General features: G+C 41.9%; 31 protein-coding genes. 26 read left to right on the plus strand and 5 right to left on the minus strand.

Features of this window, described 5'->3' with window-relative positions; genetic code table 11:
• Nucleotides 1-136 precede the first annotated feature (136 nt).
• Nucleotides 137-628: a GNAT family N-acetyltransferase gene (locus C161_RS12070; protein ID WP_036670468.1), complete on the plus strand. Its 492-nt coding sequence runs from the start codon at nt 137-139 to the stop codon at nt 626-628.
• A gap of 22 nt (nt 629-650) precedes the next feature.
• Here the strand turns inward: C161_RS12070 and C161_RS12075 are convergent, their stop codons facing one another.
• Nucleotides 651-938: a hypothetical protein gene (locus C161_RS12075; protein WP_036670469.1), complete on the minus strand. Its 288-nt coding sequence runs from the start codon at nt 936-938 to the stop codon at nt 651-653.
• A 153-nt stretch (nt 939-1091) separates the two neighbouring features.
• Here C161_RS12075 and C161_RS12080 point away from each other — a divergent pair, with 153 nt between their 5' ends.
• The 15 genes from C161_RS12080 (at nt 1092) to C161_RS12150 (ending at nt 10153) form a co-directional block, all read left to right on the plus strand.
• Nucleotides 1092-1313: a helix-turn-helix domain-containing protein gene (locus tag C161_RS12080; RefSeq protein WP_179086413.1), complete on the plus strand. Its 222-nt coding sequence runs from the start codon at nt 1092-1094 to the stop codon at nt 1311-1313.
• A gap of 133 nt (nt 1314-1446) precedes the next feature.
• Entirely contained in the window at nt 1447-1848 is a 402-nt protein-coding gene (locus C161_RS12085; protein WP_036670471.1) for a GNAT family N-acetyltransferase, read from the plus strand.
• Nucleotides 1849-1951: 103 nt separating this feature from the next.
• Nucleotides 1952-2155: a helix-turn-helix domain-containing protein gene (locus tag C161_RS12090; protein ID WP_036670472.1), complete on the plus strand. Its 204-nt coding sequence runs from the start codon at nt 1952-1954 to the stop codon at nt 2153-2155.
• Between the two features lie 200 nt (nt 2156-2355).
• Entirely contained in the window at nt 2356-2880 is a 525-nt protein-coding gene (locus tag C161_RS12095) for a hypothetical protein (protein WP_036670474.1), read from the plus strand.
• An 86-nt stretch (nt 2881-2966) separates the two neighbouring features.
• Nucleotides 2967-3395, plus strand: a complete 429-nt coding sequence (locus C161_RS12100; protein WP_036670476.1) for a hypothetical protein — start codon at nt 2967-2969, stop codon at nt 3393-3395.
• 52 nt (nt 3396-3447) lie between these two features.
• Nucleotides 3448-3849 carry an NUDIX hydrolase gene (locus C161_RS12105; RefSeq protein WP_036609128.1) on the plus strand — a complete coding sequence of 134 codons (402 nt, stop codon included), beginning with the start codon at nt 3448-3450 and terminating at the stop codon, nt 3847-3849.
• 181 nt (nt 3850-4030) lie between these two features.
• Complete coding sequence (locus C161_RS12110) at nt 4031-4558, plus strand: YfiT family bacillithiol transferase (protein ID WP_235193789.1); 528 nt, start codon at nt 4031-4033, stop codon at nt 4556-4558.
• 185 nt (nt 4559-4743) lie between these two features.
• Nucleotides 4744-5298 (plus strand): hypothetical protein, encoded by a 555-nt coding sequence (locus C161_RS12115; RefSeq protein ID WP_036670477.1) that lies wholly within the window; start codon nt 4744-4746, stop codon nt 5296-5298.
• A gap of 42 nt (nt 5299-5340) precedes the next feature.
• Nucleotides 5341-5997 (plus strand): DUF4367 domain-containing protein, encoded by a 657-nt coding sequence (locus C161_RS12120; RefSeq protein ID WP_036670478.1) that lies wholly within the window; start codon nt 5341-5343, stop codon nt 5995-5997.
• A 31-nt stretch (nt 5998-6028) separates the two neighbouring features.
• Nucleotides 6029-6511: a DinB family protein gene (locus tag C161_RS12125; RefSeq protein ID WP_036670479.1), complete on the plus strand. Its 483-nt coding sequence runs from the start codon at nt 6029-6031 to the stop codon at nt 6509-6511.
• Between the two features lie 54 nt (nt 6512-6565).
• Nucleotides 6566-7105, plus strand: a complete 540-nt coding sequence (locus tag C161_RS12130; RefSeq protein WP_036670481.1) for a phosphotransferase-like protein — start codon at nt 6566-6568, stop codon at nt 7103-7105.
• 84 nt (nt 7106-7189) lie between these two features.
• Entirely contained in the window at nt 7190-7987 is a 798-nt protein-coding gene (locus C161_RS12135) for an aminoglycoside N(3)-acetyltransferase (protein WP_162163197.1), read from the plus strand.
• Nucleotides 7988-8020: 33 nt separating this feature from the next.
• Nucleotides 8021-8500 (plus strand): DinB family protein, encoded by a 480-nt coding sequence (locus C161_RS12140; protein ID WP_051449700.1) that lies wholly within the window; start codon nt 8021-8023, stop codon nt 8498-8500.
• Between the two features lie 87 nt (nt 8501-8587).
• Nucleotides 8588-9550 (plus strand): acetamidase/formamidase family protein, encoded by a 963-nt coding sequence (locus C161_RS12145; protein ID WP_036670484.1) that lies wholly within the window; start codon nt 8588-8590, stop codon nt 9548-9550.
• Between the two features lie 21 nt (nt 9551-9571).
• The gene (locus tag C161_RS12150; protein ID WP_036670485.1) at nt 9572-10153 is read left to right on the plus strand and encodes an HAD-IA family hydrolase; all 582 of its coding nucleotides are present in this window, start codon (nt 9572-9574) and stop codon (nt 10151-10153) included.
• A gap of 106 nt (nt 10154-10259) precedes the next feature.
• Here the strand turns inward: C161_RS12150 and C161_RS12155 are convergent, their stop codons facing one another.
• The gene (locus C161_RS12155) at nt 10260-10709 is read right to left on the minus strand and encodes a DUF1569 domain-containing protein (protein WP_036670488.1); all 450 of its coding nucleotides are present in this window, start codon (nt 10707-10709) and stop codon (nt 10260-10262) included.
• Nucleotides 10710-10866: 157 nt separating this feature from the next.
• On the opposite strand from C161_RS12155, the gene C161_RS12160 reads away from it, so the two are divergent.
• The 6 genes from C161_RS12160 to C161_RS12185 all read left to right on the plus strand — a co-directional run bounded on the left by C161_RS12160 (nt 10867) and on the right by C161_RS12185 (nt 15050).
• Nucleotides 10867-11427, plus strand: coding sequence for a class I SAM-dependent methyltransferase (locus C161_RS12160; protein WP_156946108.1), 561 nt, complete (start codon nt 10867-10869; stop codon nt 11425-11427).
• A gap of 229 nt (nt 11428-11656) precedes the next feature.
• On the plus strand, nt 11657-12514 hold the full coding sequence (locus tag C161_RS12165) for a methyltransferase domain-containing protein (RefSeq protein WP_268745226.1): 858 nt from the start codon (nt 11657-11659) through the stop codon (nt 12512-12514).
• A gap of 129 nt (nt 12515-12643) precedes the next feature.
• A complete protein-coding gene (locus tag C161_RS12170; RefSeq protein ID WP_036670491.1) occupies nt 12644-13489 on the plus strand; it encodes a hypothetical protein in 846 nt (281 codons plus the stop codon).
• A gap of 182 nt (nt 13490-13671) precedes the next feature.
• Nucleotides 13672-14118 (plus strand): GNAT family N-acetyltransferase, encoded by a 447-nt coding sequence (locus tag C161_RS12175; RefSeq protein WP_084650135.1) that lies wholly within the window; start codon nt 13672-13674, stop codon nt 14116-14118.
• Nucleotides 14119-14163: 45 nt separating this feature from the next.
• Entirely contained in the window at nt 14164-14487 is a 324-nt protein-coding gene (locus tag C161_RS12180; RefSeq protein WP_036670492.1) for a hypothetical protein, read from the plus strand.
• Between the two features lie 38 nt (nt 14488-14525).
• Nucleotides 14526-15050: a GNAT family N-acetyltransferase gene (locus C161_RS12185; protein WP_036670493.1), complete on the plus strand. Its 525-nt coding sequence runs from the start codon at nt 14526-14528 to the stop codon at nt 15048-15050.
• Between the two features lie 135 nt (nt 15051-15185).
• Here C161_RS12185 and C161_RS12190 read toward each other — a convergent pair whose 3' ends face one another.
• The 3 genes from C161_RS12190 to C161_RS12200 are packed head-to-tail and all read right to left on the minus strand — an operon-like array spanning nt 15186 to nt 19550.
• Nucleotides 15186-16151, minus strand: a complete 966-nt coding sequence (locus C161_RS12190) for a sugar ABC transporter substrate-binding protein (protein WP_036670494.1) — start codon at nt 16149-16151, stop codon at nt 15186-15188.
• Nucleotides 16144-17733, minus strand: coding sequence for a response regulator (locus tag C161_RS12195; protein WP_235193821.1), 1590 nt, complete (start codon nt 17731-17733; stop codon nt 16144-16146). Before C161_RS12195 ends, C161_RS12190 begins: the two co-directional genes overlap by 8 nt.
• A 5-nt stretch (nt 17734-17738) precedes the next feature.
• The gene (locus tag C161_RS12200) at nt 17739-19550 is read right to left on the minus strand and encodes a cache domain-containing sensor histidine kinase (RefSeq protein WP_036670495.1); all 1812 of its coding nucleotides are present in this window, start codon (nt 19548-19550) and stop codon (nt 17739-17741) included.
• Between the two features lie 243 nt (nt 19551-19793).
• Here C161_RS12200 and C161_RS12205 point away from each other — a divergent pair, with 243 nt between their 5' ends.
• The 4 genes from C161_RS12205 (at nt 19794) to yjfF (ending at nt 24425) form a co-directional block, all read left to right on the plus strand.
• Complete coding sequence (locus C161_RS12205) at nt 19794-20816, plus strand: ABC transporter substrate-binding protein (protein WP_017689009.1); 1023 nt, start codon at nt 19794-19796, stop codon at nt 20814-20816.
• 85 nt (nt 20817-20901) lie between these two features.
• Entirely contained in the window at nt 20902-22413 is a 1512-nt protein-coding gene (locus tag C161_RS12210) for a sugar ABC transporter ATP-binding protein (protein ID WP_036670496.1), read from the plus strand.
• A 4-nt stretch (nt 22414-22417) separates the two neighbouring features.
• On the plus strand, nt 22418-23461 hold the full coding sequence (locus tag C161_RS12215; RefSeq protein ID WP_083657362.1) for an ABC transporter permease: 1044 nt from the start codon (nt 22418-22420) through the stop codon (nt 23459-23461).
• A complete protein-coding gene (gene yjfF, locus C161_RS12220; protein WP_017689006.1) occupies nt 23451-24425 on the plus strand; it encodes a galactofuranose ABC transporter, permease protein YjfF in 975 nt (324 codons plus the stop codon). Before C161_RS12215 ends, yjfF begins: the two co-directional genes overlap by 11 nt.
• Nucleotides 24426-24485 lie beyond the last annotated feature (60 nt).

Consider the following 24485-nt stretch of genomic DNA (forward strand, 5'->3'; position numbering starts at 1 on the left):
TTTCGATGAAATGAATCCATACGACACTTTAATTTTACTTAAGATAAGAGCTATCTAAGGGGAATCAAAGTCAGGAATGGACATACGTTAGGTGAAACCGCGAAGTGCATTGAAAAAAAAGGAGTTAGATGCAAACATGGAATTAAAACTTGTCCGAGTAAATCCTGAAGATAAAAGTATACTAATCAATTTATATGAATTGTACGAGTATGACTTCAGTAAATATACAGGTCGAGATATAGATGGAAACGGAAAATTCGAAGTAAACATAAATTATTATTGGGAAGGCGACGAAAGATGGAATCCATTTTTTATAGAAGTAGCAGGTAAACTCGTTGGTTTTATAGTAGTCCTTTTTGAGAATATGGATACTGATCCAGATCCGACGCATGTGATATACGATTTTATGGTTTTACAGAAATACAGAAGATCGGGCATAGGTCGTAAAGCAGCAATAGAAGCATTTAAGATGTACAAAGCGAATTGGAAGATTTCGCAAATGGAGAGCAATCTTCCGGCAAGGACATTTTGGAGAAGTGTAATAGAAGGTTTTAAAGGAACTAATTACACTGAACATTATGTACAAGATCAAAAAATATATATACAAGAATTTAGTACAAGAAATTAGAAAAAGAGGGTCATAAAACCCTCTAAATACTAGAATTCTGCAATTCACTAAATAGTTGTAGGGCATCTTTGAAACCTTGTATGTAGATACTTCTTTCTAGGATGGATTGGAGTGAGATTTGTGCGTCTTCGTAAAGAAAAACTGTATGTTGAAGTGGATCGGGCAAAGCATCACGAAGTGTTTTAAAATATTCATCTGTCTCAGCAGAAAGCTGAGTGTACTCTCTATGACATTCCAGAAGCTTAGTATAGAGCAAATCTAAACGTATTCTTATCAGTGGTTCTGTTAATGATTCTACAGTATTAATCATATTTAGTTCCTCCTTTAATTAACTCTATAAAGTTATTATATGACCTCTTAGAGTTAATTGCAAGGTGAATATTTGACTTTGTAGAGTTAAAACTTCGCTTTCTGTTGATGATTGCTAATATGAAAGATAAGATAGAATTACGGAGGGGAAAAGATGAACATAATCAAGTGTAATATACGAGAACTCATGGCAGAACATCGAATAGATGATATAACAGAATTGATGGCAAAATCGGGCTTAAGCCGGAATTCGATCAATAAACTCTATAGGGAAACAAATATAGAAACAACAAAGCTGGAAACTTTATTCAAGCTATGCGATACATTTAATTGTAAATTATCTGATTTGATCGAATACGTACCAGGAGAAAAATAAATAGTGAAGGTCCGGAGCCTTGGTCTGTGGATAGATTTTGAGAAGGAATTTCAGCAGCTCCCCCTTTGGGTTCAAGAATACAGAAACGTTATCCAATACTCCCAATCAAAACAACAAGCATAGGAGCAATATTATGACAATCATTTTCAAAGAAGTAAAAGACATTGATACACAAGCAATTCAAGAACTGTTTCACTCGGTTGACTGGAAATCAGGAGATTTCCCAGAAGATCTTAGACAAGCAATAAACAACTCGCATACGGTTATTACTGCATGGGATGATAACAAATTAGTTGGTTTAATAAATGCATTGTCTGACGGCGTGATGACAGTATATTTTCATTACATGTTAGTACACAAAGAATATCAATCATTAGGAATTGGAAAGAGAATGATGGAACAAATGCTTAGTCGATATTCTAATGTCAAAACAAAAGTACTTATATCCTATGATAGTGCAGAAAAATTCTATGGAATATTTGGATTTAAGCCAGAAGAAGGAACTAAAGCCATGTTTATTTCAGATATGGTATAGCATTGAAGTAAAGATTCCGATCAGATGAGAATTGATTATAGATGGATTTGTTTTTGAGAAGGTCGCTATATAAAGCTTCAATTCGGATATGAAGGGATACCAGATGATAAGTTATAAACCATTTCAAAAATTATTGATTGACAGGGAGATTAAGAAGCAGGATTTATTAAAAATCACGGGGATCTCATCGGCAACGATGGCAAAACTCAATACGAATGAGTATGTATCTTTAGAAGTAATTGATAAATTATGTACGGCATTGGGATGCCAGCCTGGAGATCTATTGGAGCATATAGCAGATCAATGATGGGATGATAACATCTGCTGTTAACCAAAATTGAGATTCCGTCGTATGACATAAAGCAACGGCTCCTAACGGAGCCTTGGTCTGCTAAATGGATTTCGAAGTTGATATTTTGGCAGACACCTCCGAGAGTTTGTTGAACTGCATAAAAAAAGGAAGGTGATTAGAAATCACTGCAATAAATTAAAGAGGAGAAGCTAATTATGTCTAGACCTTTAAGAATTCATATTATAGGTTCAACTGGTAGCGGAAAAACATACCTTGGTCAAGTTTTGTCAGAGAAGTTAAATATAAAAATTCACGAACTAGATACAGTCATGTGGAGCAGTAAAGTGGAGTTTTCAGGAAAGAATTCTCCAGACGTGAGAGATAAATTACTACATAAAATAATTGATAATGATAGTTGGATTGTAGAGGGAGTATATTATAAATGGCTTTCTGATAGCTTTTCAAGAGCAGATGTAATTTATTACCTAGACACTAATGTATTGATTCGACATTTTAGAATTATCATGAGATTTGTTAAACAAAGAATAGGCGCCGAAAGATCTATATACAAGCAAACATTAAAAGGACTAATTGAAATGCTTATCTGGAATCATAAATTTAATAGTACAAATCGGAAAGAGATCTGTAGTTTCTTGTCCCCTTATAAAGACAAAGTGATAATCTTAAAAACCAACAGGCAAATGATAAGTTTACTCAATGAAGGCAGTGAAATCACATAACTCCGCATTCACACACCTAGCATACGCTGGGTCTTATATACAGAAAAGTATGTGAAATCGACGAAACTATTTAACGAGGGTGAACAATGAAGATAATAAGAGATAGGGATGAACTTGAAGGAACTGGTTATATTGAAGTTTTACCCGGGAAGTACCTTGGGCAATGTTGGAATGAGAACTCAATTTACTTTGATGAAGAAGTATTCGGCTATATAGAGAAATCAATAGAAAATATATTTTCTGGATATGATCATTATGCATTTAACGAAATACATCGGAAAACGTGGGAGGTGATCCTTGAGGATTTGAAAACGTTTGCTAATCTCCTTGATGAAAAAGTAACAATTGAATTAATAAATGAACATGTGTATTTTTTCTTTGGCAGTTCTAAAGTTGAGTTTCAACAAGATTTTCTCAATAGTGTTCAGAGACTTCGTGAATTAATCATAGAGTTTGTTGTATGGATTAAAAAGCAATTAACCACTCATGATTATGTTTCAGTTCTAGGCATTTAGCTATTCCATTCGAGGGAGAGTGGTTATTTAAACCAACATAGGAGGAATTAGAATGAAATTTATTGTTTCTGCAAGTGTAATCGTTCTCAATGAACATAATGAGATTTTACTCATGAAAGGTCGAAGAGGTTGGGAAATGCCTCAAGGTTGTGTTGAAGAAGGAGAGACTATTAGGCAGGCAGCAGTTCGAGAAGTGAAAGAGGAAACAGGGATTGACATTGAATTAATTAAATTTTGTGGTTTGTATCAGAACATAACTCGCGGCGTATGCAACAATATATTTACTGGAAAACCGATTGGTGGAGCTTTAACTACCAGTGATGAAAGTGAAGAGGTGGGCTACTTTACTTTAGAAGAAGCTCGACAAATGATAACATGGGGAAATTTCTATGACAGAATTCATAATGCATTAGATGAGAAAAGTCATCCTTTTTTGATTGAATTTTCAGAATAAGGACATCCATCAGATCCTAGTTTTCTAATCCAAATACAGATATGAGAGTAGTTTAATATAAGGAGCAGCCCGAGAACAAAGGTTGCTTCTTTTTTTGCTGTTACACTTCGCAAATGGAACATTGTGGGTTATATTGGATATGATTTGGTTCTATAGTAGAGAAATGGAGAGGTGGTCAACCTTGGATGAAAATGTACGCTTTCCGATAGGACACTTTGAGCCAAGTCTTAAATTCTCTAATGAGGACCGAATCCACATCATTGGTCGAATTCTCGGAATTACGAAAACCTTAAGAGAGATTACACAACATCTCAATGATGATCAACTTTGTATTCCTTATCGTGATGGCGGTTGGACCATTACACAGATTGTGCACCACCTTGCGGACAATGACATGAACGCTTATATCAGATTTAAGAGAGCGTTAACTGAAGAGGAACCGATGGCAAGCTCATATCGAGAAGATTTATGGGCATCATTACATGATTACAGGAATACGCCAATCGAAGATTCAATTTTGTTGATGGAGATACTCCACAAGCGATTCCTCACGTTGCTGCAAGGTCTACATCCCGATCGGTTTAGACGAAAACTCCGAACAGAAGTGTTAGGTACAATTTCATTGGATATCGCGATTCAAAGATTTGTATGGCACGGGCAGCATCATATTGCTCAAATTAAATCTTGTATAACATCGCAAGGGTGGTAGGGTCTTATACATCTCAAGTGTGGAGGTAACATATGGGGAAAAGTGAATTGAGTTTCTAATTAGAAGCCTTGGCCTGCTGCTACCACTTACTGAGCATTTGTATGTAAACGAATTCAGAACTAGATGAGTGACTACGTTTTAAATATAAATTCAAATAGAAGTAATCTTGATTTAGGGGGATACAAATGTTGATTGAAGATGAAAAAGTATACCCTGATTGCGCAGTTGAAATTAGAATAGTAGACGTTGGCGGTTTAACAAAACCAGAGCTTATTCAGAAACTGGACCAACACTCTATTTTATTGAATAAATATGGAGAACAGTTGTTAAATGATGAGAGATTTGTAGTTCCCGGCACAAAGCAAAGCTTGCAAACGGTTGAGTTGACCGTCAGACAACTTGGATTTTCGGATGGTGCTACGACTTTTCAGCTCTTTCGAAGAGCAAATGATCTTGGGCTAGAATGTTGTCCGGTTGAGTTAGGACCTTATCTAAGAATGCAATATTTGGATCAACCTGAGATATGTTCTACCAATATTTCAGAGGGTAACAAAGCACCGTCCGGCTCCATTACCATAGCATCTGAAGCCCTTACGGAGGATAATGAATTTCCAAAAGGTTTTTATCTCAGACGAATAAACGACAAGTTATGGTTACGAGGATATCTTGCCGACGATTTGCATATTTGGAGTCCTCATGATCGTTTTATCTTCTGTAGGTCTCAGCTTTCTATTGTATGAAGATCAGAAAGGTATTTTTGAAAACAAAGGAGTGAAAGACCAATGGATATCAAAAACAAAAGCGGAGATGTGCTTGGAAAGATTCAAATTGAATCCTTACGCAATGATAATGCGATTGACCGGATAGTCATTGACTTAAAGCCTGGTGACGGGAAGGCGATTTACACCGCAGATGTTATAGAGAATCAATTCACGCAACAGACCAATTATGCAGCCATTCCATGGGAAGATGGTCTGGAGCTATTGCAACGGCATTACTCTCCATGGCAGCCGAAATTTCCGATTGATTCTGATATAGATGCCATTCATATATTTTATGGATTTGATAATTTAACTCCGCAAGAAATCGATGAAATGATTGAAGAAAGTAACAGGTCAGGCAGAAATGTAGTGATACGCGACTTGAAGCCCAATAAGAAGGTTGTGGGCATCAGCATCACCTATAAAGAATATGGTGGTTATAAACTTAATATTTTCGGGACAACAAAGAGCCGGATCGCATTGTCTGATCATGATGGTACTAAGGTTAAACAGGTAGCCATACGTGGCGTCCAAGCATTTTATATTTTCAATAACGAAACTTCCCAATTGATATGGATCGAAGAGGATGTGCATGGGAAGGCGTTGCAATACGAGATCATTGGCAGAAATATGTCAGAAGATCTTGTGATGAAGATTGCGAAGTCAATGAACGGATAAATGATGATATTAATCTGAGTGAGGTGCAACGATGAGTTACAAAACTATTCTCATAGACCAATTAAACGCTTGTTATCATGACAAGAGCTGGTTTATACCGCTTCATGATATTTTGACAGACCTCAATGCGGCGGAGGCCGCTTATGTAAAGAATGAGGGGGAGCACTCCATCTGGGCGATCGTCAATCATCTTATTTTCTGGAATGAGAAGTGGCTTGAGAGATATGTTGCCGAACAGGTCAACGGGCAGAATTCAGTGAATAATGAGGATACATTCGACATAGATACGTCTAACCTGAATGATGTGGAGTGGCGCAAGACATTACATAGACTGAAAACCGTGTTTAGTGATTGGAACAGGGCACTCGAAGATAGTGAAGAACATAAATTGACCCGTGAAATCCCTGCCTATTTCAACGCGCCATGGTGGGGAGTTGTATCAAACCTATGTATTCATAATGCCTATCATATTGGCCAAATCATGCTGCTCAAAAAATCAATGAAACACACGTAGTACACGCTGTATTACATTTATGAAATTATACTTAAGCAAAGGAAGATGACTATCATGGAAAAAGGCAAAATTATATTTTTGAACGGTGTAACCAGCTCCGGTAAAACTTCAATTGTAGAGGCGATGCAATCATACGATGATCCGTTTTTCTATGTTGTGGCTAATGATTTATTTGAAAATACGATTGGTGATAAACATCTTCAGACGGATTACTGGAAGTATCTGAGTGAAGCGATAGTAATGATGTATCATACGGCAAAAGTATTTTCAGACCATGGAAAGCATGTTCTGATTGATGGCATTCTTGTGGAAAGACCGGAGCTCGCGCCGCATTATGAACAAGTCAAACAGATTTTTGTAGGGTATCCACTGGATATCGTTGAACTGCACTGTCCTCTCGATATCTGTCGTCAGCGGAACATTGAGCGTGGTGATCGCAGAGAAGAGCAATCGGATGAGCAGCATCAAATCATGGCCCAAAACATCAACTATAGGTATTCGATTGATACAAGTATGAACACACCGGAAGAATGTGCAGAGAAGATTATTGCAGCACTGTTCAAGAACCATCATGAACCATTGAAAAATATGTAAAAATTATATTACGAAGCTATAGTGGAATCGATATCTAGTAACAACTTTGTCTGCTTTGGTCTGGAGGATTAAATGAGGAATTCAATGGAATTACAAACAAGAAAAAGTGTAGTTAATGATTTAAAGGCAATGGGGATAAGGGAGGGCATGACGATAATCGTTCATTCCTCCTTCAAAGCAATAGGTAAGGTTATAGGCGGCCCGGTAAGTGTTATTTTAGCTCTGGAAGAAGCGGTTGGAATCAATGGAACCATTGTCATGCCAACTCAAACAGAACATCTTTGTGAACCTTCAGAGCATGACGCGAACCTGTCCTCAGAGGAAATTGAGTTCATTAAAGACAATATGCCTATTTATTATCCTGATCTAACCCCAACCTCGTATATGGGCATCATTCCTGAGGTGTTTCGGAGGCAAGATGGTGTGTTACGAAGCTCACATCCGCACATGTCTTTTGCTGCCTGGGGGAAAGAGGCCAAACGGATAATGGAAGATCACAACTTGCATTATGCATTAAATGAGAAATCTCCGTTAGGAAAAATCTATGATTTGAGTGGATACATTCTGTTACTTGGTGCGCCTACAAATAGTAACACCTCCTTGCACCTGGCCGAATATAAACAGCAGAATTCATTTGTTAAGCCAAAAGTCTGGGGAGTAAAAATGCTGGTGGATGGAATTGAACAATGGACTACATACGATGATATTAACAATGAATCAGATGATTTTGAATTGATTTTTAATGAGTTTAAGATCCAGACTAACGCTGTTACCGAAGGAATGGTAGGGGAAGCTGTGAGTTATCTGATACCCCAAAGAGAGATGGTTGATTATGCTTTGGGATGGATGAATCGAAACCGAAGAGAACATATAGAGCAGTGAATCATCTCAAAAAGAAAGAAGGGAAATGTAATCATGACTAAAGAGATTGAACATTTGCTTCAAACTTTTGAAGAATGGGCGTTGTTTGTCAAGACGATGAATCATCTTGAAGAGAAGACCTGGAATTCCAGCATGGAAGAAGGGAAATGGACGATAAAATCCATCGTCACTCATATCATGTTATGGGACCGATATTTTTACAAGGAAGCGATTGAGAAGATTGCTCTGAAGCAGCCAGTTACGTTGAAACATATGAATTTTGAAGAGTTTAATCGCAAAGCTATTGAATTTGGTAACCGCACAGAGACGTCCGAAATCGTAAACAAGGCTATCACGTACCGCCATAAAATTATGAATGACATTCGAGGGTTATCGGAGGAACAGCTTCATCAGACGTATTTGGACGCAGAGGGGAACGTATTTTATATTCCCCAATACCTTAAAGATTTTATATGGCATGACCAGCATCATATGGAACCGTTGAAGAAATATCTTGCCAACCTTGAAGCGTAAAGGATTTAGCAGGCAGGGGGTGACACGGAATACAGCATGTTGCTTGCTCTGAATATAATATGTATCCCAAACCAGGGAGGGATTGTAGTGAGTAGTCATACGATTGAATTAACTCAGGAAAATCTGATCGGTTCATTTACTAATGAGGTAACCCCCATTTTGAGCGTGAAATCTGGTGACTCTATTCGTTTTCAGACGCTGGATGCGGGCTGGGGAACAGGGGTGAGTTATGCGGAACGCATGAAACCTTTTGATCGTCAAGGTGAAAAAGATGGAGGTCATGCCTTAATCGGTCCGATCTATATCGATGAGGCGAAGCAAGGACAGACGTTGGAGATTGTTTTTAATGAGATCGTACCCGGTAGTTACGGGTTTACTTCCGCTGGCGAATATCCGAACTGGCAGAACCAGAAGTTACATCTAACAGAGATTGAAGAACTGTCGCTGAACTGGACACTTGATCGCCAAACGATGAGTGGAACCTGTGAAGTACACGGGAAATCCTTCACGGTATCTCTCTCGCCGTTTATGGGTGTAGTGGGTATGCCGCCAGAGTCAGGTGGAATTCATACGACTTGGCCGCCTCGCTATTGTGGAGGAAACATCGACTGCAAGGAACTGGTGCAGGGAAGTAAATTATATTTACCTATCCCCGTAGACGGAGGTTATCTCGCGATTGGTGATGGTCATGCACGGCAGGGAGACGGTGAAGTCAGCTGTCAGGCCATCGAATGTCCAATGGAGGTTGTGGATATCACGATCAACGTGATTGATGATATGATTTTGACCAATCCTCGTGCACATACGCCATTCGGCTGGCTTACCTTCGGTTTTCATGAAGATCTTAATGAGGCTACGGTTCAAGCATTAGACGGGATGCTCAATCTGATGGGTGAGTTGTACGGACTAGATCGAGTGGAAGCGATTGCACTTGGAAGCGCGGTAATTGACCTGCGTATCACCCAAATTGTGAATGGCGTTAAGGGTGTGCATGCTGTCCTTCCGCATGACGCTTTTAAGTTACTCAAGGCCTGTTATACGTCGTATTAGTTGAACTCGGGGGTCGATAAAATGAAAGGCAGACCACAGATCGTTTTAGATATCGCAGGGGTTTTGTTAAGTAATATGTCGTTGACGTGCTGGAAAGATATGAGTGAGGAAACCAACCTATCGGCAGAATCTTTGAAAGTACATTTTGCAGGAATCAAACGAAAGCTCTGGACAGGAATGATGAGGGAAGAAGAGTTCTGGCAATCGTTGAAGGAGATGTATCCCGAATTATCAATAAGCCGAACGAAGGACATCTTATACAATTCAATTGTTCCCTTACCAGCCGCTCAATACCTTGAGCGATGGAGTGAGTTCGCAGATATCCATCTACTCAGCAATCATTGTAAGGAATGGATTGAGCCGAATCTGAGCCGTTTATTCTCATTTACCAAAAGTGTAACCATCTCTAATCAAGTGGGTTTATGCAAACCTGAGATTGAGATATACCAACGGGTCAAAACCTTCCTGACAGCTGGAGAAGAGGTTCTATTTATAGATGATCAAGAGAAAAATTTACATTCTGCTAAGCTACTTGGTTGGAGGACTTTACTGGCTGACGAAGAAGGAGATTGGGTTAATGAAGTTGGGTCATTGCTAATTTAGAATGTAATCCAGAAACCAATAAGTTCCGGATATTACATGCTGAACTCGTCAGTCAATGAAAGGAATAATAGAACAGCATGAATAACTGGCACACCGTGCATAACCGCTAAACTCCAAATTGCTTTAGATGATGATCTAAATGCTTGTATATGCCTTTACCCCATTGCTCGGCTGTTAATTTTCCGAAGAAGGGATGGGGGTGGCGGGAGAATTTTTCTGAAGCACCTTGTTGAAAGATATTAATCTGCTGCTCAATCTTTTCTTTTTCTGCCATAAACTGTCGTTGGTCATCAATAATGATTGTCGGGATCGTAGACATATTATGGGGCAAGGGCTTGTCATTATAAAACATTGGTTTTGCGAACCGTCCTATAAGTCTCCCAAGTAATCCTCTAGGTGGAAAAGCATTTCCTAAGGGGATATCATGAAATGCTGAACAGTGAGCCAGCATTTGAGAGACCTGCATCGTGCCCCATTCAGGGATGGATTTTTCACTAAGTTGAGCCATGCGCTCTGTAATTTCAGCAGCATTGATCGTATCAAATATACTTTTCACAAGAACACCTCAGTCCTCTAGGATATAAAATTTGAACTTAAACTATCATCATTCTCTTATTGAAAGGTTTATCCTCTTACTATCAAGAATAATAAGATATGGTAAGTTTAGTCAATGTATTATAGGAAAACCACAATTGAAATCGGAGGATGCGAACTTGGAAAATAAGGAAACGTTTAATCTCGTAGCAGATGAATATGAACGATATAGACCCGTCTATCCGAGTGAAATGTTTGATGATATTTTTACATATCTGAATCTTAATAAAGAGGATTCCATTCTTGAGATTGGCTGCGGAACGGGGCAGGCCACTGGCGGATTGGTGAGCAAGGATTATACAAACATCACGTGTATTGAATTAGGCAGCAACTTGGCACAGTTCACCGCAGACAAATTCAAGTCATATCCATCGATTCAAGTAATCAACACTTCCTTTGAGGAATGGAATAACGAAGGAAAGCGATTTCAATTGATTGTGTCTGGAACGGCCTTTCACTTCATTGATCCGAAAGTTGGTTACCACCGGGCTTGGGAATTGCTAGAGAATACAGGCGGCATTGGACTTTTCTGGACGATTCATATACCGGTCTATGACCAGCTACACAATGAAATTCGTTCCCACTACATAGCATTAGCCCCTCATCTGGATGATTCTCAATATCCTTCGCCAGATGAAGTTATCCAGGAGCGTAAAGAAATAACAGAAAAATCTGGCTAGTTCACGGATATTGAGGTTAAGGAGTATAACTGGATACAGTCCTGTTCCAGCGAAGAGTATATCACGCTGTTAAATACCAATTCCAAATATCAGCAGCTTTCTATTGATGTTCGGCGTTCATTTCTAGAGTGAATCAAACATTCCATTGATGCTGCAGGTGGAACGATAGAGAAACAACATAAGGTTGCTCTTTTTCTAGGGAAGAAAAAGGTCTAAGGATATATGTTTTATTTTTCCACAGAAGAACAGGAGGGAATATATGAGTGATCCGCGTTCAACATACAGTATCCAAACGGCAGTGTTAAGTTTACAAGAGGAATTAGAGAGGTTAAAGATGCAGGCGTTAATGGGGTGGTCCAAAGAATTTCGAAATCTAGAGTGGTATGGTTTGAAAAATGGAATGCGTGTATTGGAGGTCGGAAGCGGACCGGGTTACATCACAGAGCAATTATTGAACAGTCTGCCGGAGAGCGAGCTTACCTCGCTTGAGATTGATCGTTCACTGCAAGCACAAGCCAAAGAACGGCTGAAAGATATTCCTTCCAAGCGATTACAATTTGTAGAGTCTTCCATCTACCAGATGGATCTGCCTGATGATTCTTTTGATTTTGTCGTGGCAAGACTGATCTTTCTTCACTTGAACAATCCAAACGAAGCTGCACAAGAGATATATCGTGTACTGAAGCCTGGCGGCCGTCTTGCCATTATTGATGTGGATGACGGCGTTTTTGGAGCAGTGAATCCTGATGTTCCTGCTTTGCATACGGTATTAATGAAAATTTCGGACTATGTAGCACAACACGGTGGTAATCGCTTAATTGGCAGAAGTCTGCCGCGTCTCCTTTCTGAGAGCGGATACATCGATGTTGACATTGATTCTGTCCTTCAACATAGTGATCTGTTAGGCATAGAAGGGTTTAAGCACCAGTTTAATCTTAATCGTTTTGTACATTTTGCTGAAAAAGGTGTGATCAGTTCGGAGGAATTTGCTCAGCTGCAACACGCTTCTGAAGCGATAAATCATTCGCCGGAAGCCTATGCCATGATGAATTTCATTACAGCTTGCGGTACGAAGCCATTGACATAGCTGGGTTGAAACTAATTAGGGACGGAGGGTGGGGATGAATATCGTTCATTCTTTTCAGGAATTAGTAGTTCGAGGGGATCATCAGGGTATGATTTTGAGTTACTGAAAAACTTCGAACAATCCAGGAAATTGTCTGTCCATGAACAAGGCTGGGTCTACTGGAATATTTCAGATGGTTATGCCTTGTTAAGAGAGCCGAAACCGCTTTATGCCAATCACCGGGAATTCTTCAAATGGGGAAAAGAAAATCTCACCCCGGAGCAGTTACACTGGATTGTTTCGGATTCAACACAAGCGTTGTCATTATCTCTGGGAAACTACTTTGATCATTGGATGGACTGGTACCAGTATGCTTGCGATAATGCTCCGAAGTTGGATACCAACCGAGGTGTTCGATTCGAGAGCCATCGGGCTTTGGGTGGTTCGCTTTGGGTTTTGGAGAGATACAGTGAAATGGACAGTGTGCTTGAAAATATGAACCAGCTCATACAAGAAGATGAGACATGGTCCAATATTCTTTTTGCCCGAATTACATACAACAAACAGCGTCTGGCCTATCTGTATCATGCCGGGGAGGTTGCGGGAGTCAAAGCTCTTGTGAACGAAACGATGGACTGGATTGATGAAATCAATGATGGAGCACTAAGCATTTCAAGAAAAGATGAAGTGGTCGGCAGCTGGGAGGATATTAATGTCTCCAGAAATTCGCAGAGAGATATCAATATTGCGTTAAACAATTTGGCCTGCATATTAACGGATATCGAAAGGTATGAGGAAAGTGTGAAATTGTTTATGCAGATACAGGAACGTGGTCACCACATAAATGCATATGGTTTTTCCAAATGTATATATTCGATCTGGAAGACAAGAGGGGCTGAGGCAGTTAAAGATGCATTAGCAGATAATGCATCTTATGAAATAGCGGACCTTGTGAAACATACTCCTAAATTATCAGAAATCAAAGGTTTAGCATGAGGTGATTTAAGTCGCAAGAGGCCTGCACAACAACATGAAAGGAGTGATGTGATATGAGAAACAATACAAATCTGAGTAGAAGAAATGAAGTTGCAAGAGGTGTTTTTGTCTAGCACAGAGGACCTAAGGAAAGGTTCCGAGGGATTCCTCTGTGTAATTCTCACTAGGAGGAATTTCAAACTATGATTTATTTAAAACGTGTGTCGGTGGATAATTGGTATGCTTGCACCCAACTGGATGTAACTGAAGAACAGAAAAAAAGTTTTCCCGCTCCGGTTGTATATTGGATTGCTGAATCCAAAGTAGTGGAAGACTTTCAACCCATGGCCATCTATTTTGATTCGGTTCTGGTTGGTTTTGCTGTGTACTCAGATAAGGCGGATCATGAGGATAACTATTGGCTCCTTGCTCTAATGATAGATACAAAATATCAGGGCAGAGGTTATGGAAGAGAAGCATTGAGGAAGTTAATTGATCTAATGAAAGAATCGCAGAATTGCAAACGCATCATGATTGGACACAGGCCGGAAAATGGTATCGCCGGGAATCTGTATGAATCACTTGGTTTTCAGAGAGTAAGTGAAGGGCTGATTGATGGCGAAGTCGTTCGGCTTCTAAGATGCAAGTAGTGCCAAAACACACGCGATGTGGATTGTAAAGGAGGTAGCTTGTCTTTGAAGCATCTACACATTATTTTTTCATTACTCTTTATCATGTTAGGAATTGTGATTATTACAATCTCGAAAATGATTGAAGAGGTGATTCCCAAGCTAGGGTATGCAGCATTCCAGTCAGCAGCAGCTGGCAGTTATGATTCGAATGCTTATCAAGTGGATTTTGTACTGAATTATTGGATAGGCGCGATATGCATTTTAGGTGGAGTTATCTGTTTATTAGCTAGAATGAATTGGGTTCAGAACTCCATTCGTGAATTGAATATAAGAAACAAAGCGTTTGATGAAACTCATAATTATGACGATACAAGAGAACTGAAATAGGTTATGATATGACATAAAAAAAGAAGGGGCGGATACACATGATTACATTCCAATACTTTGAACCGGAAGATTTTGATCAACTGATCGAATGGAGTGGGGATGAAGCATTTTTGCTCCAGTGGGCCGGCCCTCAGTTCCAATATCCACTTTCCAGAGAGCAGCTATCGGATTATTTGCATGGTGCCAATGATAAGAACACTTCAAATAAGTTCATTTATAAAGTGATGGATGAATCAACTCAGGAGATTGTGGGTCATATTGCTCTTGGCGGTATCGATCGATATAATCGTTCAGGGCGTATTGGTAAGGTGCTACTTGGCAAGCCGTATCAGGGTAAAGGTTATGGGAAGCAAATGATCGATGAGGCACTTCGAATTGGATTTGAAGAGGAGAAGTTGCACCGGATCAGTCTGGGCGTATTTGATTTTAATGTCTCAGCCATCCGATGTTATGAAAAAGCGGGCTTTGTACAAGAGGGACTTATTCGTGATGCGAGAAGATATGAAGATACATTCTGGAATCTAATCGAAATGAGCATATTAGAAAACGAATGGAAAAAATGAATTCTCAAAAGCGATCATCATACTTGAGAGTCATCTTTCTTGAGAAACACCTCGATGAACGGATGTAATAACTATGTGTACGAAAATTTAAAGGGGGAGGTCCTACTGTCATCAGAATGACAGTAGGACCTCCCCTTAATTACTTCCTTCCTGGTTTATTTCAATGATCCCCGTATCAATAAATTCCTTCACAGGCACACTGTCGCTAGCGAGTAACAGGGTCTCCATCATTTTGGCACCCCAGACTCCTTCATTCTGCGAAATAACGGCAGACAATTGACCGTTGAGCAACCCGTTTTCACTAGTCGGGCTATCACCGAACGCGATTAAATGCCGGTTAAGGCCTTTTGCTTTCCAGATCAGGGTAGAGGCAGAGACAGAAACAAAATCGAGCCCGATAATTGCATTGAAGTGAGGGTGAGCCTGAATCATGTTCTCCATATCGGACATGGCTTGATCTTCATTCCCTTGATGATAACGAACTTCCAAGATCTCGATGTCTGTTTCATTGCGGATGTAATCAATGAATCCATTAAGCCGCTGCTGCAAACCTTGCATCTCCTCCAAACCATTCTCGACAAGAATCATGCCTTGATTATGCAGAAGTCTTGTAGTCGTCATCGCGAACTGCTGGCCAGTGCGATAGTTATCGGCGCCCACATAAGCGATTCGATGACTGGATGGGACATCTGACTCAAATGTAATGACAGGAATACCTGCAGCTTGGGCTGCATCAATAACGGGTGTAAGTGCAGCAGCATCCACAGGAGATATAGCTATCCCGTCCACATGTTGTTTGATCATATTCTCCATGATACGGATCTGTTGTTCGGTATTGGCTTCATCAGGTGCGTTTACAATTAATGTAATATTGTGTTTCCCTGCATACTCGGTTGCATCCTTCGTGATCATCTCATAGGTTGGATACGTCATTGGATAGATAATACCGAAAGTTTTGCTCGCTGCAGATTTCTCTACAGGTGAAGTCGCAGGAAGTATTGCAGCCATCTGCTGTGGGCGAATGTGTGCCGAACCGGATGAAACGATCATCGGGAACAGAAGGCTTAGTGTAAGTAAAAGTGCAAATCTGGCTTTATTCATACATTGACTCTTTTCTCATATCTGATGATCTGGCCTGCGATTCCTCGGTTCCTTGAGTGCGGTATTCTCTTGGCGTAAAACCTGTTGTTTTCTTGAATATATTAGAAAAATAGTGAGAGTCATTGTAACCAACTTTGTAAGCAATCTCAAAGGTTTTGTTGTTGGTTGTTTTCAGCAGCTCCTTGGCTTTGCCGATTCGAATCTGGGTTAGATACTCCGTTATCGTTTGACCAGTTTCCTGACTGAAAATCTTGCTTAGATGACTTGGACTGATTCTGACGTGTGCAGAAATCATCTTCAACGAGACCTGTTCGTTATTGTATTCACGGGATACATAGGCTTTCACCTGATCAATGACATCACTGTATTTTCCAGAGCACGCTGCTCTTCTCTGCCATAACAGGTTAAGCAGGGAACACAGATATTGGGTACAATCCTCCCAGCACGTAATCTTCCGAATCGTCTGTTGCAGGGAAGTAATGTTCTCATCCGAATGGTCACTCATGCGGAACAACTGATTCGCGAGCCGAAACGACTCCAGCGTAAGATCATTCAACAGATAGAAGCCATACGAGGAGGACTTCCAGTCGAAGGACTGTAATGGAGCGGCAAACTCTTGCACAAAATGGTCACGCAGATTGGGGCTGCCGATTTTGAGAAATTCAAGAAACGAATTCCTGTCGAGAAAAAGAGTCGTTTGCTCATCCAGGTTAATGTCATGTAGAGAAGCTCTGTTCTGAAGGGTGAGTCGATTAATATATTTATCCTCCTCCGCTTCCAGATACGAGACATGAATTCCTTGTAGCCGCTCCTGTTGACTGCCAATGCCCAGAATAATATTACATTTGAACGTATGCTCAAGTTCCATACGAACCCGCCCGCGAAGTTGCTCCAGATATACGGATATGCTGTCATCGGAGTGATACTTGAGCAGAAGCACCAACTCGGTCCGGCTTCGAATATAAGGAAGAAGTTCAACGTGGGGATCACGAGTTTCCTCCAGTATGGGAAGCAGCTTCTTCATCAGGGATTCCGGGTCCCGGGAGTCATCTGTTAATCGAACGTCGATAATGACAATTGTATAATACCGGGCCGAGAGTGGAAGTGAGAGTTGTTTGGCTGATTCAATCGCATCGGATGTACCGATAAGTCCTCCGCACAGATCGGCCAGCAGTTTTTCCTTGGTGATCGTCCGGTTTGTCATGCGTTGATGTTCTTCATCCATTTGTTTGCTGACCTTATGAAGCATTTGGATTAGCTCTGCTGCGCTAATGGGCTTTAGACAGTACTCGGTCACACCAAGTCGGATAGCCTCCTGGGCATAGCTGAATTCATCATGACCGCTCATGATAATGATTTTGATATCAGGTTGTTGAGTGCGAACGATGGAGGTCAGTTCCAATCCGTTCATAAATGGCATTTTGATATCCGTAATCAGAATATCCGGAGCCCATTCATGAATTAAAGGTAACGCAAGCTCGCCGTCGGGTGCATCCCCGCAATAGTGAAAACCTTCCTTTTCCCAATCGATGCAGCTCCGTATATTCTCCCGAATTCCAATTTCGTCATCCACAATCATCACCTTTTTCAACGGTTAACCTCCTTGCTTTTGGGGATACGAATCATAAATGTGCTGCCTTCCATATAGGTACTTTCCATTTCAACGCCATAAGCTGGTCCAAAATAGAGTCGAATCCGGTGATGTACATTGAGCAGACCAAATCCGCCTTCCTGCTCGTCATCTTGGGGTGAACGGGAACCGGCCGGCTTCTCCAGCTCTTCACGTAATTGTGCCAATCGATCCGCAGACATGCCAATTCCGTTGTCCTGTACGGTGAGAATGATGCTATTGTCCTCTACATATCCGTGTATGGATATCAGCCCTTGACCGCGTTTGTTCTTGATCCCATGGTAGAGCGCGTTTTCAATCAGGGGCTGCAGCGTCATCTTCAAAATGGGATAATCCTGAAGCTCACGATCAACGCTGATCTCGTAGGTGAGAATATCGTGGTACCTCATCTGTTGAATAACCAAGTAACTCCGCGCATGTTCAAGCTCGGTTTGAATGGATACCCAGTCGAATCCTTTGTTCAGACTCAAACGAAAGAACTTCGAGAGGGCCTGCACAAGTTTGATTACATTTTCTTTTTTCTCTGCTTCAGCCATCCATAGGATGGATTCCAACGTGTTATACAGGAAATGAGGGTTGATTTGAGCTTGCAACGTACGTAGTTCAGCTATTTTCACCTGTTCATTCTCTCGAATGCTCTTTTCGATTGACATTTTGAGCTTATCCAGCATCACATTGAAGCTTTTGCCCAGATCAGCAATTTCGTCCGAGCCGTGTGGTGTGACTTTGGCTTCCAAGTAACCGTTTGCAGCTTTACGCATCTTGTTCATCAGAATCCGGATGGGAAGAATCAGTCGGTTATTCAGGAAAAAATATAACGATATCGCAAAGAAAGCACTTAACAAAACCGTAATGATGATCAATTGGCGAATGCTATTGGCCTCTGCAATGATTTCCTGATAAGGAGCTACCCCGATCATTTTCCATCCGGTCTGTTTTGAGGTGATGTATACAACAAACTGGGGTTTGGATCCTGCAGACAGGATAAAGCTGTCGTGCTGTAGATGTAAAGGGACCGATCGGATCTGATCCATCATGGTTATGGATGCCGGGGTGACATCCGGCCTGAAGAGTGTATTTCCGTATTGATCACTAATATAGAAAAAACCGGAATCCTTAATGGGGGTATTCGTCAAAAAATCATCAATGAATGAATCATTCAAATCAATCACTATGAACCCGATGACCTCATGTGTAATTCGCTCTTTGACCGTGGTTATAATTGAAAGCGCATTCTGTTTAGGGTAAGCAAACCCATCCAGCCTGTTATATTCCGCATAGGCTGCAGAATGAGGGATGCGCAGAATGGCATCCGGATACTGTATTAGATACTTGAAGTATGGGTTACGCAGCGGATTTCGTTCCAGCTTGAACACGCCTTTTCGTTCACTTATGCCTTTTCCATAGAAATTCACGAATGAGATATTAAGTACCTTGTCATACTTGTAGGTTTCCCGATAAAGATTGTATGTCTGAAGGATGGCTTTGGCTTCCGGGTAGGACTCCGATTGAGAATACAAGTATTGAAGCACTTGCGGGTTCTTGCCCAGTTCGAGCAGCCGTTCCGTATCCTCAAACAAGATGTCAATGTTCCTGGCAAGCTGGTCAGCAACCAGCTGTGTCGAGGCCTTATTATGATTGGATACGACCGTATAGGATTTGTGGTAAGAAATCAATCCAACCACGATCAGTGGCACTGAACTGAGGATAATAAACATGCTGAGTAATTTAAGCCTGAGGCTTGAAGCAATCCATTGAATGAGTTTCAACGTATTCCACTCCATCTGAAGGGATCAAAAATGTATCATTAGTATAACATGATTTTCTAATATGTAAGAGAATCGCTAAATACTACACAATTAAACAAAGAAATTACACTTTTTAAACTCCATTTTTTGAAATTACTAAATTATTACATAAATAAAGTATGAGACTCCATATAAGCTTGGAATGAAAGCGTTCTATAATGTGGTCACACCACAAGGTGAAACGAAAAAAGGGAGGATCACAACATGCGAACCAAAAAAAAGTGGGGACTTGCCATAACATTGGCTATGGTGATGCTGGTCAGCACGGCATGTAGCAGTACCAATGGAGGAGCAGGCTCCGATAATGAAACTTCAACGAGTGGGAATGGCAGTACACCTGCCAGCGCCAAAACAATTACGCTTGGTTTTTCGCAGGTTGGTGCGGAGAGTGGCTGGCGTTCGGCGAATACCAAGTCGATTCAGGATTCAGCCAAAGAGGCGGGTTATGATTTGAAATTCTCCGATGCGCAACAGAAGCAGGAAAATCAAATTAAAGCTTTGCGATCCTTCATACAACAGAAGGTGACGGTGATTGCTTTTTCCCCTGTTGTAGAATCCGGTTGGGATACCGTATTGAAGGAAGCGAAGGATGCAGGAATTCCCGTGATTTTGACGGACCGTGCTGTGGATTCCCCGGATAAAACCCTCTACAAAACCTTTATTGGCTCCGACTTTGTAGAAGAAGGACGCAAAGCAGGTCAGTGGCTTAGTGACCAATACAAGGACACACAAGACGAGATCAACATTGTTGAGTTGCAGGGTACAACAGGCTCCGCACCAGCGAATGACCGTCAAGAGGGCTTTATGGAATTGATTGCTTCCAATTCGAAGCTTAAAGTGATTGCTTCACAATCGGGTGACTTTACACGTGCCAAAGGCAAAGAAGTCATGCAAGCTTTCCTCAAAGCACATAAAAAAATAGATGTTCTCTATGCACATAATGACGATATGGCACTCGGGGCAATTCAGGCCATTGAAGCGGCAGGATTGAAACCAGGCGTAGATATTACCATTATCTCTGTGGATGCCGTGAAGGATGGGATGCAGGCTGCTGCTGATGGCAAAATCAACTTTATCGTTGAATGTAATCCGTTGTTAGGACCTCAATTAATGGAAGCGGTTCAATCGGTAGTGGACGGGAAAGACATCGAACCCCGAATCGTTACGGATGAGACGACCTTCACATCGGAGCAAGCCAAAGAAGCATTGCCAACACGTGAATATTAAAAGCAGATTCGTATAACACCGAAAAGTCATTTTTCGACCAGGCTGTCGCTAAATGACTTTTTTCCATAACAAAGGAGAGGGTTATATGGCCGAGCAAGCACCCATTTTGCAAATGACAGGCATCACCAAACAATTTCCCGGGGTTAAAGCGCTATCCAGCGTCAGCTTTCGCTTGTTTCCGGGCGAGATTCATGCCTTGATGGGTGAGAATGGAGCGGGGAAGTCGACGCTTATTAAAGTTCTGACTGGCGTTTATTCCATTGATGAAGGAACGGTAACCATGGATAACCGGCATCTTTCGATCTCCGGTCCGCTTGAAGCGCAAAAGGCGGGAATCAGTACCGTTTATCAAGAGGTCAATCTTTGTCCGAACTTAACGGTCGCTGAGAATATTTTCATCGGGCGGGAGCCGATGCGATTTGGCAAAATCAATTGGAAGCAAATGAACAAAGATGCGGAGAACATTCTGCGAGACAGATTACATCTGTCCATCGATGTTAAGGCTCCTTTACAGACTTACTCGGTCGCGATGCAACAACTGATTGCAATTGCAAGAGCACTCAGCATCTCGGCAAAAGTGCTCATATTGGATGAACCCACATCCAGTCTGGACAAAAACGAGGTTCAGCAACTGTTTCGTATTATGCACAAATTAAAGAGTGAAGGTCTCGCAATTCTTTTTGTTACTCATTTTCTTGATCAGGTATACGAAATGTCGGATCGTCTAACGGTGCTCCGTAACGGGGAATTGGAAGGAGAGTACATAGCCGCAGAACTTCCACGCATGGAATTGGTTCTCAAGATGATCGGCAAGGAGCTCGAGGTGCTTGAGGAGCTTCCGAAGGAAGCGGATGCTACCCAGGCGGAGTCGGGAGAACTGTTAATTACCGCTAAGGCACTTGGACGCAAAGGAGCAATTGAGCCATTTGATCTGGACATTCGCAAGGGAGAAGTCGTGGGCTTGGCTGGGTTATTGGGGTCTGGTCGTACCGAGATCGCTCGCCTTTTCTTTGGTGCAGATCGTTCAGATGTAGGCAAGCTGCTCGTTGTAGATACAGGAAGTACGGTCAAGTCGCCGCGTCATGCAATTGATCAGAATATTGCTTTTTGCTCCGAGAACCGTAAAACCGAAGGCATAATCGATGATTTGACCATTCGGGAGAACATTATTCTGGCTTTACAAGCGACACGAGGTTGGTCCAAACCCATCTCACGCAAGAAACAGGATGAGATCGCCGAAAAGTACATCAACCTGTTAAATATCCATCCGAAAAACCCGGAGCATTTAATTAAAAATCTGAGCGGCGGTAATCAGCAAAAGGTGTTGCTTGCACGGTGGTTGCTGATGAACCCCGATCTGTTGATTCTCGATGAACCTACGCGTGGAATTGATATCGGTGCAAAGACTGAGATACAGAAGCTGGTGCTCTCTCTGTCGAAGCAGGGAATGGCCGTGCTGTTCATTTCGTCCGAGCTGGAAGAAGTGATTCGAGTCAGCCACCGGATTGCCGTAATCCGGGACCGCAAAAAAGTGCAAGAACTTAGCGGGGATCAGATCCATCAACAGCAAATCATGAAAGCAATGGCAGGAGGTTAAAGAGATGGCGGGCAAGATGCGTAAACATCATTTGTTTTGGCCGTTATGTATGCTTGGTTTACTTTTAATCTTTAATTTGCTGTACTCTCCGGATTTCTTCTCCCTCGTCATGCGTGAAGGGAATCTGTATGGCAGCTTGATTGATATTCTCAATTTTGGAGCGCCCTTAATTCTGGTATCGATCGGCATGACACTGGTGATTGCAACCGGAGGTATCGATTTGTCCGTGGGCTCTATTGTAGCGATCTCCGGTGCCGTGGCTTGTATGAGCATCAGCAGAGGAGTGGATCAGAGTTCGCTCTGGCTTGTGTTGGGTGCACTTGGATTATCTATAGGTCTCTCACTGATCTTGGGCATATGGAACGGGGCGCTGGTTTCGGTTGCCCGAATCCAGCCCATTATTGCAACGCTTATACTGATGGTAGCCGGACGTGGGATTGCGCAATTGATTACGAGTGGACAGATTATTACTGTATCCAACGCGAACTACGCCTATATCGGTGCAGGTTCGCTTGCAGCATTGCCTTTTTCTATCTTCATCGTATTAACTGTGCTGCTAGTTGCCTCATTGTTGACGAGAAAAACGGCACTGGGACTGTTTATCGAATCGGTTGGAAGTAACGCAAACGCGAGCCAACTGGCAGGTATTCGTTCAAAAACGGTTATTCTCACGGTATATGTCTTCTGTGGTCTGTGTGCCGGCATTGCCGGGCTTATTCTCAGCTCGAATGTATCCAGTGCGGATGGCAATAACGCAGGTCTGTGGTATGAACTTGATGCCATTCTTGCTGTAGTCATCGGGGGTACTTCGCTCAATGGTGGTCGTTTCTATCTAATGGGTACCGTCGTTGGAGCACTCATTATCCAAACCTTAACAACGACGATCTATATGATTGGAGTCCCGCCAGAAGTTACGCTGGTTGTCAAAGCCTTTGTTGTACTGGCCGTTTGTTTGATTCAATCCGATTCATTCCGCAATTCCATGGTGATCCGTTGGAAAAAACGGAAGTTTCCAGCCGAACAGGGGGTTAACCGCCATGTTTCTTAATCGTAAGTATCTCCCGGTCTTTGTCACCTTCGGTTTGCTGGCCGTGATGTTTGCCATAGGCTCTTTCCGCTATACGGGGTTCTTCTCCACTCAGGTACTGCTTAATCTTCTCATTGATAACGCCTTTCTGATTATCACGGCAATTGGCATGACTTTTGTGATTGTATCGGGAGGAATCGACCTGTCGGTAGGTTCTGTCATTGCGCTGACGACCATCATTAGCGCAAGTCTGGTCGAGAAGCAAGGATGGTCGCCTGCGATCGTTATACCTATGGTGCTTGTCATGGGTGCGTTGTTTGGCACAGTCATGGGGGCGATCATCCACTATTTTAAAATTCAGCCTTTCATCGTGACACTGGCAGGTATGTTTTTGGCGCGGGGGCTGTGTTATGTCATCAGTCTCGACACCATTACCATTACGAATCCATTTTACACACAGGTTGCGCAGGCGAAGATTTCCCTGCCAGGGGGCAGCTTTGTCTCCATTAATGTGATTATTGCTCTGGTCATTGTACTACTCGCGATCTACCTGGCACATTACACCCGGTTTGGGCGCAACGTTTACGCCATCGGCGGAAGCGAGCAATCCGCGTTGCTCATGGGACTGCCGGTTGCACGTACCAAAATCCTGGTGTACACGTTCAGCGGTTTGTGTTCCGCGCTTGCCGGTGTTGTCTTTACCTTCTATATGTTATCCGGTTATGGATTACACGCCATGGGTCTTGAACTCGATACCATTGCCGCTGTTGTAATAGGAGGCACCTTGTTAACAGGTGGTGTAGGATATGTGGCGGGAACCTTTATTGGTGTATTGATCCAGGGGGCTATCCAAACTATAATTAGCTTCGAAGGTACGCTCAGCTCATGGTGGACCAAGATTGTGATTGGCCTGATGCTGTTTGTTTTTATTTTGTTCCAGCGACTTCTTAGCGGGCGGCGAGTATCCTCGAAATCACTGCATTAAGTTGATCGAATTAAATGATATTGAACACGGATACCGAAACAATGATATAACAATATGCGC

It is taken from the genome of Paenibacillus sp. FSL R5-192 (genome assembly GCF_000517845.1).
Classification (GTDB): domain Bacteria; phylum Bacillota; class Bacilli; order Paenibacillales; family Paenibacillaceae; genus Paenibacillus; species Paenibacillus amylolyticus.

Coding starts and splice junctions, on each gene's coding strand:
- C161_RS12070 (WP_036670468.1), top strand. CDS start 137: ATGGAATTAAAACTTGTCCGAGTAAATCCTGAAGATAAAAGTATACTA.
- C161_RS12075 (WP_036670469.1), bottom strand. CDS start 938: ATGATTAATACTGTAGAATCATTAACAGAACCACTGATAAGAATACGT.
- C161_RS12080 (WP_179086413.1), top strand. CDS start 1,092: ATGAACATAATCAAGTGTAATATACGAGAACTCATGGCAGAACATCGA.
- C161_RS12085 (WP_036670471.1), top strand. CDS start 1,447: ATGACAATCATTTTCAAAGAAGTAAAAGACATTGATACACAAGCAATT.
- C161_RS12090 (WP_036670472.1), top strand. CDS start 1,952: ATGATAAGTTATAAACCATTTCAAAAATTATTGATTGACAGGGAGATT.
- C161_RS12095 (WP_036670474.1), top strand. CDS start 2,356: ATGTCTAGACCTTTAAGAATTCATATTATAGGTTCAACTGGTAGCGGA.
- C161_RS12100 (WP_036670476.1), top strand. CDS start 2,967: ATGAAGATAATAAGAGATAGGGATGAACTTGAAGGAACTGGTTATATT.
- C161_RS12105 (WP_036609128.1), top strand. CDS start 3,448: ATGAAATTTATTGTTTCTGCAAGTGTAATCGTTCTCAATGAACATAAT.
- C161_RS12115 (WP_036670477.1), top strand. CDS start 4,744: ATGTTGATTGAAGATGAAAAAGTATACCCTGATTGCGCAGTTGAAATT.
- C161_RS12120 (WP_036670478.1), top strand. CDS start 5,341: ATGGATATCAAAAACAAAAGCGGAGATGTGCTTGGAAAGATTCAAATT.
- C161_RS12125 (WP_036670479.1), top strand. CDS start 6,029: ATGAGTTACAAAACTATTCTCATAGACCAATTAAACGCTTGTTATCAT.
- C161_RS12130 (WP_036670481.1), top strand. CDS start 6,566: ATGGAAAAAGGCAAAATTATATTTTTGAACGGTGTAACCAGCTCCGGT.
- C161_RS12135 (WP_162163197.1), top strand. CDS start 7,190: ATGGAATTACAAACAAGAAAAAGTGTAGTTAATGATTTAAAGGCAATG.
- C161_RS12140 (WP_051449700.1), top strand. CDS start 8,021: ATGACTAAAGAGATTGAACATTTGCTTCAAACTTTTGAAGAATGGGCG.
- C161_RS12150 (WP_036670485.1), top strand. CDS start 9,572: ATGAAAGGCAGACCACAGATCGTTTTAGATATCGCAGGGGTTTTGTTA.
- C161_RS12175 (WP_084650135.1), top strand. CDS start 13,672: ATGATTTATTTAAAACGTGTGTCGGTGGATAATTGGTATGCTTGCACC.
- C161_RS12185 (WP_036670493.1), top strand. CDS start 14,526: ATGATTACATTCCAATACTTTGAACCGGAAGATTTTGATCAACTGATC.
- C161_RS12190 (WP_036670494.1), bottom strand. CDS start 16,151: ATGAATAAAGCCAGATTTGCACTTTTACTTACACTAAGCCTTCTGTTC.
- C161_RS12205 (WP_017689009.1), top strand. CDS start 19,794: ATGCGAACCAAAAAAAAGTGGGGACTTGCCATAACATTGGCTATGGTG.
- C161_RS12210 (WP_036670496.1), top strand. CDS start 20,902: ATGGCCGAGCAAGCACCCATTTTGCAAATGACAGGCATCACCAAACAA.
- C161_RS12215 (WP_083657362.1), top strand. CDS start 22,418: ATGGCGGGCAAGATGCGTAAACATCATTTGTTTTGGCCGTTATGTATG.
- yjfF (WP_017689006.1), top strand. CDS start 23,451: ATGTTTCTTAATCGTAAGTATCTCCCGGTCTTTGTCACCTTCGGTTTG.